An 8,432-nucleotide genomic window follows, 5' to 3' on the forward strand; every position below is an offset into this window, starting at 1 on the left:
GACTGCCAGCCCGGTTAACGGGAAATTAAGGAACCGAGATGTCCAGCATAATTAACTCAGCGATGAGTGGGCTGAGCGCCGCACAGGCTGCATTAAGCACCACCAGTAACAACATCAGCAATTACACCGTAGCGGGCTATTCACGTCAGACGGCGATTTTGTCGCAGTCGAACAGCACCTTGCAGGGCAACAGCTATTACGGTAACGGTGTCACGCTTTCTGGCGTGCAGCGTGAGTATGACGAATTCATCACCGCACAGCTGCGTGGCTCAAGCGCCAATTACAGCGCGGTTAACACGCAGTACAACCAGATTTCCAACATTGATGACCTGTTGTCGACTTCGACCACCAGTTTGTCGACCTCAATCCAGAGCTTCTTCACCAACGTACAAAACGTGGTGAGCAACGCCAACGATCCTTCGGCACGTCAATCCATGCTGAGCTATGCGCAAGGGCTGGTGAACCAGTTCCAGACCACCGCGCAATATCTCAATAATATGCAGACCAGCGTGAATACTGACATCAGCTCCAGCGTCGATCAGATCAACACCTTCACCGGCCAGATTGCCGATCTGAATACGCAGATCGCTAAACTGACCACCGGTGGTGGCGCAGCGCCAAACGATCTGTTGGATCAGCGCGATCAACTGGTCAACAGCCTGAATAACGTCGTGGGCGTGAACGTTTCGCAGCAGGATGGCAGCTACATCGTAACCATGGGCAGCGTGACGCTGGTTAATGGTAAAAACTCCACCAGCCTGGTCGCCATGCCGTCCAGCAGCGATCCATCGCGCATCACTGTCGGCTATGTGGATAAGCAAGCGGGCAACGTTGAAATCCCAGAGAAAACTCTGACCACCGGTTCACTCGGCGGTTTGCTGGCGTTCCGTACTCAGGATTTGGACACCGCGCAGAACCAGCTCGGCCAGTTAGCCGCTGCGTTCACCACCAGCTTCAATACCGTGCACAGTCAGGGCTTTGATAGCAATGGCGATGCTGGCGGTAACTTCTTCAACATCGGTTCACCGAATGTGGTGAGCAATAGTAAAAACACCTCCGCAGCCACCGTGACGGCGGCGTGGAGCGATACCAGCGCGATTAAAGCCTCTAACTACACAGTGAGTTACGACGGCAGCAATTGGTCAGTGACGCGCATGTCTGACAACGTGAAGTTTAATGTCACGCCAGATGCCACTGACGGCACGCTGAATTTTGATGGCCTGAAGCTGACGGTCAGCACTTCACCGGCGCCAAATGCCAAAGACAGTTTCCTGGTTAAGCCGGTGCAGAACGTGATTGGCGGCATGTCAGTGGCGATCACCGATGAGTCGCAGATTGCGGCGGCATCCAGCGCCACCAGCGGCGAAAGCGATAACCGCAACGCGCAAAAATTGTTAGATCTGCAAGACAGCAAGCTGGTGAATGGCAATGCCACCATCGCGCAAGCTTACGCCAGTATTGTCAGCACCGTCGGTAACAAAACCAGCACGCTGGAAACCGCCAGCACCACGCAGCAAAACGTGGTGACGCAGTTGACCGATCGTCAGCAATCTGTTTCAGGCGTCAACCTCGATGAAGAGTACGCCAACCTGACGAAATATCAGCAGTTCTACATGGCGAATGCGCAAGTGCTGCAAACCGCCAGTACCATTTTCAATGCGCTGATGGGCATCCGCGGCTAAGCATAGAGGATAAAAACCATGCGTCTGAGTACCAACATGATTTTCGACCAGCAGGTGCGCGGCATTACCGGCTCGCAATCTTCCTGGTTAAAAGTGGGCCAACAGTTGTCAACCGGCCTGCGCGTTAACAATCCTTCGGATGATCCGATCGCCGCTTCGCGCGCGGTGGTGCTTTCGCAGTCGCAGGCGAAAAGCAGCCAATATGCGACAGCGCGCAGTTTCGCCGACCAAAGTTTGTCGATGCAGGAAAACGCGCTCTCCAGCGTGACCAGCAGCATTCAGGATGCGCAGACCATGATCGTATATGGTTCTACCGGCACCTTGAGTGATGACGACCGTGCATCGATTGCCACCAAATTAGAAGGTATTCGCTCACAGTTGCTGAATCAGGCGAACAGCCGCGACGGCAACGGACGTTATATCTTCGCTGGCTACCAAACTGACGTGGCACCGTTCAGCGATGCGGGCGCACCCACCGGCGTGACTTATGTCGGCGGCAGCGATCCTATCACCCAGAAAGTGGATGATGGCCGCACCATGGATGTCAGCAGCACCGGATCATCGGTATTTATGTCGATCACCAGCAACTCCAAGGCTGAACCAGACGGCAGCCCGAGCGAAACCAATCTGTTCAATATGCTGGATAGCGCGATTGCTGCGTTGAAGACGCCGCAGGACGATGCGGATGATGCGACTAAGCAAACCTTCCAGGATGCGATGGATAAGACCAACCGTGGCCTGAGCAACTCATTGAACAATGTGTTAGCGGTGCGTTCGGCGGTGGGTTCGCAACTGGCTGAATTGGATACGCTGGATGCGCAGGGCGATGATCGCGACACCATTATGGCGTCACAGATGACCGACCTGGTACAGGTTGATTACACCCAAGCGATCTCCAGCTACACCATGCAGCAAACCGCGCTGCAAGCGTCGTACAAGACCTTCACTGATATGTCGAAGATGTCGCTGTTCCAACTGAATTCTTAATTAGCCTGAACCTTTGAGCGTACTTTAACCGGGTGCGCTTAGTTTCTCCCACCGCCTTTCGGGGCTGTGGGATTTTTTTTGCTTGTGGTTTGTCGCGTTAGGCTTTTAAGCGCTTTCGGTCACCATAAATGGCGACCCTACGAAAACCCGCGCTCTGTCGTTGTAGGAGCGCCATTTATGGTGACCAATAGCAATCTCAATCGCAGGCAATAAAAAACCCCGGACTGGCCGGGGTTTGATATTAAGCGGTGAATCTAAGCTTATGCGCTTTCCGGACGGGTTGCCGGTGCGGTGGCTTGATGCGTTGCGCTGTGACCACCCGCAGAACCACGACCTTCGAAGTCAAACGCTGGGCGAACCCAATCGCTGTGACGAACCGGTTCAGGTTCCCACGCCGGCGCCGGTGCTTTGGTCATTGGTGCGGTAGCGTGATGTTTAAAGCGAGTGGCTACGGTGGTGACGGCAGTGTCACGCGCCGCAACCGGTGCATGAGGTTCCGTTACCGCGGCAACTTCCGCTTCAGCAGCAACTGGCGCAGCCAGCACTTCTTCCACTTGCGCTTCAACTTCTGGCGTCACATCTGCTGGGGCTTGTTCAACAACATCAGCAACAACTTCAGCCGCTTCGGTCACTTCAGGTTGCGCTGCTTCTACTTCAGCAACCGGTTCCGCTTGTGCCGCCGTTTCCTGCGCAACTTGCTCGTCAGCTGCTGGGATGACCGCAGGCTCTTCGTTGACCGGCGCAGCAATTGGCGTGACATCATCGGTGTTTACCACAGGCACATCAACGTGTGCTACCGGTTCAGCCTGATGTACCACTTCCTGTGCAGAAGCTTCTTCAACCACGGACTCAGCAGCGACTGGCTCAACAACAGCCGGTTGCGCTTCAGCAGCATCAACTTGTTGGTAGCCGTAATCGGTGACTTCATGCATCGCATCTGGCGTAGAGAGCTGTTCGTGCGTTTGCGCAACTGGATAAGTGATCCATACTTTGCCTGACGCCATTTCTGGTGAGGCAGCAGCAGATTCCAGCGGCATAGCAGACTGCGTTGGGTAACGCTCGTCACGATAACGGCGACGGCGCTGACCACTCACGCGCAGATGACGTGGCGAACGACGTGAACGACGCGGCATATTGGCGTTATCACGGTTCTCGTTATCATCTTGCTCGTCATTGCCGGCTTCAGGTTGCTCGTGGAACTGCGCGCGAGGTGCGGTTTCAACCGCAGGTTCATGCATAACCGGCGCTGGTGCTTCGGCGATGACTTCCGCTGCTTCACCGACACGTACACGTTGCGACAGCTGACGCTGTTTGCGACGTGGCATCACCTGGACGCGTTCTTCTTCCTGCGCCACGTTCTCATCAGCAACGGCAGGTTGAACGGCGGTTTCAACCGCTTTCTGATCTTGCTGCTGAGCACGCTTCTCTTCCTGACGACGACGCTGACGATCGGCACGCTGCTCGCGACGCTGTTGCTGCTGTTCGTCACGTTGCTCAAGCGCTTCATCACTCAGAACTGGACGCGGTTCACGTGGTTCATTATTACGCTTGTTGCGGCGATTATCCTGATTGTCACGCGGTTCGCGTGCTTCACGTGGCTCACGCGCTTCACGCGGCTCGCGTGGTTCACGACCTTCGCGTTGTGCATTTTCACCGTTGCGCGGTGTACGTTCACGACGGTTGTTGCGACGATTGTTGTTGTTACGACGTTCACCACGTTGCTGAGTATTTTCAGACTCAGTAGCGGCTGGCGCTTCCTGCTGGGTTTCCACTGGCGCTGGCGCTGGTGTATCGCCCGCAAACAATTTCTTCAAACCGCCCAGCAAACGCGCGACGAAACCGGTGCTGGCCACAGCTGGCGCCGCCACCGCAGGTTTGGTCTTCGTTTCCGCAACCGGCTGAGTTTCTTTAACCATTTCAACCGGGGCAGGTGGCGCATCTGGCATCGCGAAGGCGGCCAGGGCAGGCTGCTCCGGACGACGGCGCTCAGCGTGCTCTTCTTCAGAAGGCAGCGCCATTTCTGCTTCATGCAGCTTCGGCAGGTGATAGCTCAGCGTTTGCGTTTCTTCGCCATTGCGAACACGCAGCACGGAGTAATGTGGCGTTTCCATCTGGTCGTTTGGCACGATGATGGCACGCACGCCGCCTTGACGTTTCTCGATGGCGCTGACTGCATCACGTTTTTCGTTCAGCAGGTAAGACGCGACCTGAACCGGCACAATCGCATGCACTTCTTTGGTGTTGTCTTTCAGCGCTTCTTCTTCAATCAGACGCAGAATCGACAGTGACAGCGATTCGTTATCACGAATGGTGCCGGTGCCGCTACAGCGTGGGCAGACATGATGGCTGGATTCACCCAAAGAAGGACTCAGGCGCTGACGTGACATCTCCAACAGGCCGAAACGCGAGATGTGGCTGATTTGAATACGCGCACGATCCTGACGCACCGCTTCACGCAGACGGTTTTCCACCGCGCGCTGGTGGCGCACTGGCGTCATATCAATGAAGTCGATAACAATCAGGCCCCCCAAGTCGCGCAGACGCAATTGGCGAGCAATTTCATCAGCGGCTTCGAGGTTGGTGTTATACGCGGTTTCTTCGATATCGCCGCCGCGGGTAGCACGCGCGGAGTTGATGTCGATTGCGGTCAGTGCTTCGGTGCTATCAATAACAATCGAGCCGCCTGATGGCAGACGCACTTCGCGCTGGAAGGCGGATTCAATCTGCGATTCGATTTGATAGTGGCTGAACAGCGGGATTTCACCGGTGTACAGTTTGATTTTGCTGCTGAAGTCCGGACGACCCAAAGCAGCGATATGCTGACGCGCCAGTTCCAGTACTTTCGGGTTATCGATGAGGATCTCACCAATATCCTGACGCAGATAGTCGCGGAAGGCACGTACGATGACGTTGCTTTCCTGATGGATCAGGAACGGTGCCGGACGGCTGTCGGCGGCTTTCTTGATGGCTTCCCAATGCTTCAAACGGAAGCTGAGATCCCACTGCAATGATTCAGCGGACTTGCCAACACCGGCGGTACGAACGATTAAACCCATGCCGTCTGGCAGTTCCAGCGCGGACAGAGCTTCTTTCAACTCGGTACGGTCGTCACCCTCGATACGGCGTGAAATACCGCCCGCACGTGGGTTGTTTGGCATCAAAACTAAATAGCTACCGGCCAGTGAAATAAAGGTGGTCAGTGCTGCACCCTTATTACCGCGCTCCTCTTTATCAATTTGAACGATAACTTCCTGACCTTCACGCAGCACATCTTTGATATTCGGACGACCATGTGCGTTGTAATTGGCGGGGAAGTATTCGCGGGAAATTTCTTTCAGAGGGAGGAAACCGTGACGCTCTGCACCGTAATCAACAAATGCAGCTTCAAGGCTAGGTTCAACGCGGGTGATTTTACCTTTGTAGATGTTGGCTTTTTTCTGTTCGTGTCCAGGACTTTCAATATCCAGATCGTACAGACGTTGTCCATCAACCAGGGCAACGCGCAACTCCTCCTGCTGAGTTGCGTTAATTAACATTCTTTTCATCGTGACTTACTCGTTATTCTCACATGAGTGATGTAGCTGCGGGCATCGTTACCCTGGACGAGAATCAACCGATGGCCCCGTGTCTTAATGCACTGACGTCAACCTCACGGTTGTCGGCGGCTAAAGGGGCGCAAATCTTGTCGGTGGCCTGTTTTTCATAAGGAAATCCAGCGCCTGAAGGTGGAATAGTTACAGAGTATTCAGAAATCCACACATCCTAGTCTGTCGTCCAGGCCGCAACCCGCAGCCCGCTAAGTGCCTGATTTAACATTACGTCTTACGCCATTGCTGCGTGTCCGTTCAATCCGGCAAAATGACTTATTTCGCTCTTTTTCCTGCCTGAATCTTTCCAGGACAGAAACACCCGCATTATTCCATTGCTAACCAACATATAGCAAGGCGACTTTTGCCAAGCTGCGAAGTTTATTCATCCATAACCTGTTCATTTGCAGGGCTAATCATCGCACCGCTGAAAATGTCACCATTTTGACCGTTTCATGACGCGACAAAGAGAGAGTTAAGCACAGAAAAAGGGGTGGCGCTATCAAGGCACACTAATTAGAATCGCCGCCATGAAAACAGAGAATCCCGGCGTACATTTTGTCGCCATCACGGCTGAAAATGCCGGACAACGAATTGATAACTTTTTGCGCACCCAACTCAAAGGTGTGCCAAAAAGCATGATTTATCGCATTTTGCGTAAAGGTGAAGTGCGGGTGAATAAAAAACGCGTTAAGCCGGAATACAAACTGGAAGATGGCGATGAAATTCGCATTCCGCCGGTGCGCGTAGCTGAACGTGAAGAGCAGGCTGTTTCACCGAAGCTGGATAAAGTCGCGGCATTGACCAACGCGATTTTATATGAAGATGATTACCTGATGGTGATGAACAAACCTTCGGGCACCGCGGTGCACGGTGGTAGCGGTTTGAGTTTTGGCGTGATCGAAGGATTGCGTGCATTACGTCCAGAAGCGCGTTTCCTTGAATTGGTGCATCGCCTTGACCGCGACACCTCGGGCATTCTGCTGGTGGCGAAAAAGCGTTCGGCATTACGTTCGCTGCATGAGCAACTGCGTGAGAAAGGCATGCAGAAAGATTATCTGGCGCTAGTGCGCGGTGATTGGCCATCGCATCTGAAAGTGGTGCAGGCGCCGCTACTGAAGAATATTCTGCAAAGCGGCGAGCGCGTGGTGAGGGTGAGCGCGGAAGGCAAACCTTCCGAAACGCGCTTTAAAGTCGAAGAGCGATTTGGCTTTGCGACTTTAGTAAAAGCCAGCCCGGTGACTGGACGCACACACCAGATTCGTGTGCACACGCTGCACGGCGGTCATCCGATCGCGTTCGACGATCGTTACGGCGACCGCGATTTTGATGCGCAGCTCAGTTCAACCGGTTTGTCGCGCCTGTTCTTACATGCTGCCGCGTTGACCTTCACCCATCCGAACACTGGCGAAGTATTACGGATGGAAGCGCCACTTGATAACGCGCTGAAGAACTGCCTCGCTAAACTGCGCCAGAAAAAAGACTGATTATCCGGGCATCAACATAATGCGTTGATGCCCACTTTTCTCAGCATCTCATCTAATGCCATCAGCGGTAAGCCAATTAAGGTGTTGGGATCGCGACCTTCCAGCCTTTCAAATAAACAAATCCCGAGTCCTTCACTTTTAAAGCTCCCTGCACATTGCAGCGGCTGTTCTTTCTCGACATAGCCACGAATCTCTTCTGCGCTTAAGCGGCGGAAATGCACATTAAAGGGTTCGCAAATTACGTACTGTTGGCCGCTTTGAGGGTGGATTAACGCCAGACCGGTATAAAAGGTGATCACATTGCCACTCGCCGCTGCCAATTGCTGGCAGGCGTTCTCGACCGTGTGCGGTTTGCCGGTGATCTTGCCCTCTAATACGCAGACTTGATCGGAGCCAATGATCCAATGTTCCGGATACTGTGCCGCCAATGCCTGCGCTTTGCCGACGGCCAGACGCTGCACCAACTCGGGCGCGGATTCGTTCGATTGTGGCGTTTCATCGCAATCAGGCGCGGCGGTAATAAAAGGCAAACCCAATTTGCCTAGCAGCGCCTGACGAAAAGGGGAGGTAGAAGCTAAAACCAAAGGTGTCATCATTTTTTTTCAGAATAGATAGCGTAAAGATGACAGTCATTTTAAACTATGCGCCGCACTGGATGCGACTAACGGGTGAAAGATGCCGTAAACCGG

5 protein-coding genes are annotated in these 8,432 nt (G+C 53.8%); 3 read left to right on the forward strand and 2 right to left on the reverse strand.

The annotated features are described in order from the left end of the window. Window positions 1-38: 38 nt before the first annotated feature. Window positions 39-1,682 carry a flagellar hook-associated protein FlgK gene (gene flgK / locus ABDW13_RS07630; RefSeq protein WP_343551895.1) on the forward strand — a complete coding sequence of 548 codons (1,644 nt, stop codon included), beginning with the start codon at window positions 39-41 and terminating at the stop codon, window positions 1,680-1,682. An 18-nt stretch (window positions 1,683-1,700) separates the two neighbouring features. Beyond that, window positions 1,701-2,669: a flagellar hook-associated protein FlgL gene (flgL, locus tag ABDW13_RS07635; RefSeq protein ID WP_343551896.1), complete on the forward strand. Its 969-nt coding sequence runs from the start codon at window positions 1,701-1,703 to the stop codon at window positions 2,667-2,669. 260 nt (window positions 2,670-2,929) lie between these two features. On the opposite strand, the gene rne is transcribed toward flgL, so the two are convergent. Beyond that, on the reverse strand, window positions 2,930-6,214 hold the full coding sequence (gene rne / locus ABDW13_RS07640; RefSeq protein WP_343551897.1) for a ribonuclease E: 3,285 nt from the start codon (window positions 6,212-6,214) through the stop codon (window positions 2,930-2,932). Window positions 6,215-6,786: 572 nt separating this feature from the next. Here rne and rluC point away from each other — a divergent pair. Next, window positions 6,787-7,743: a 23S rRNA pseudouridine(955/2504/2580) synthase RluC gene (gene rluC / locus ABDW13_RS07645; RefSeq protein ID WP_343551898.1), complete on the forward strand. Its 957-nt coding sequence runs from the start codon at window positions 6,787-6,789 to the stop codon at window positions 7,741-7,743. 11 nt (window positions 7,744-7,754) lie between these two features. On the opposite strand, the gene ABDW13_RS07650 is transcribed toward rluC, so the two are convergent. Next, window positions 7,755-8,339, reverse strand: a complete 585-nt coding sequence (locus ABDW13_RS07650) for a nucleoside triphosphate pyrophosphatase (protein WP_343551899.1) — start codon at window positions 8,337-8,339, stop codon at window positions 7,755-7,757. Window positions 8,340-8,432: the final 93 nt, after the last annotated feature.

The organism is Pantoea sp. (assembly GCF_039594315.1).
Lineage (GTDB): Bacteria > Pseudomonadota > Gammaproteobacteria > Enterobacterales > Enterobacteriaceae > Pantoea.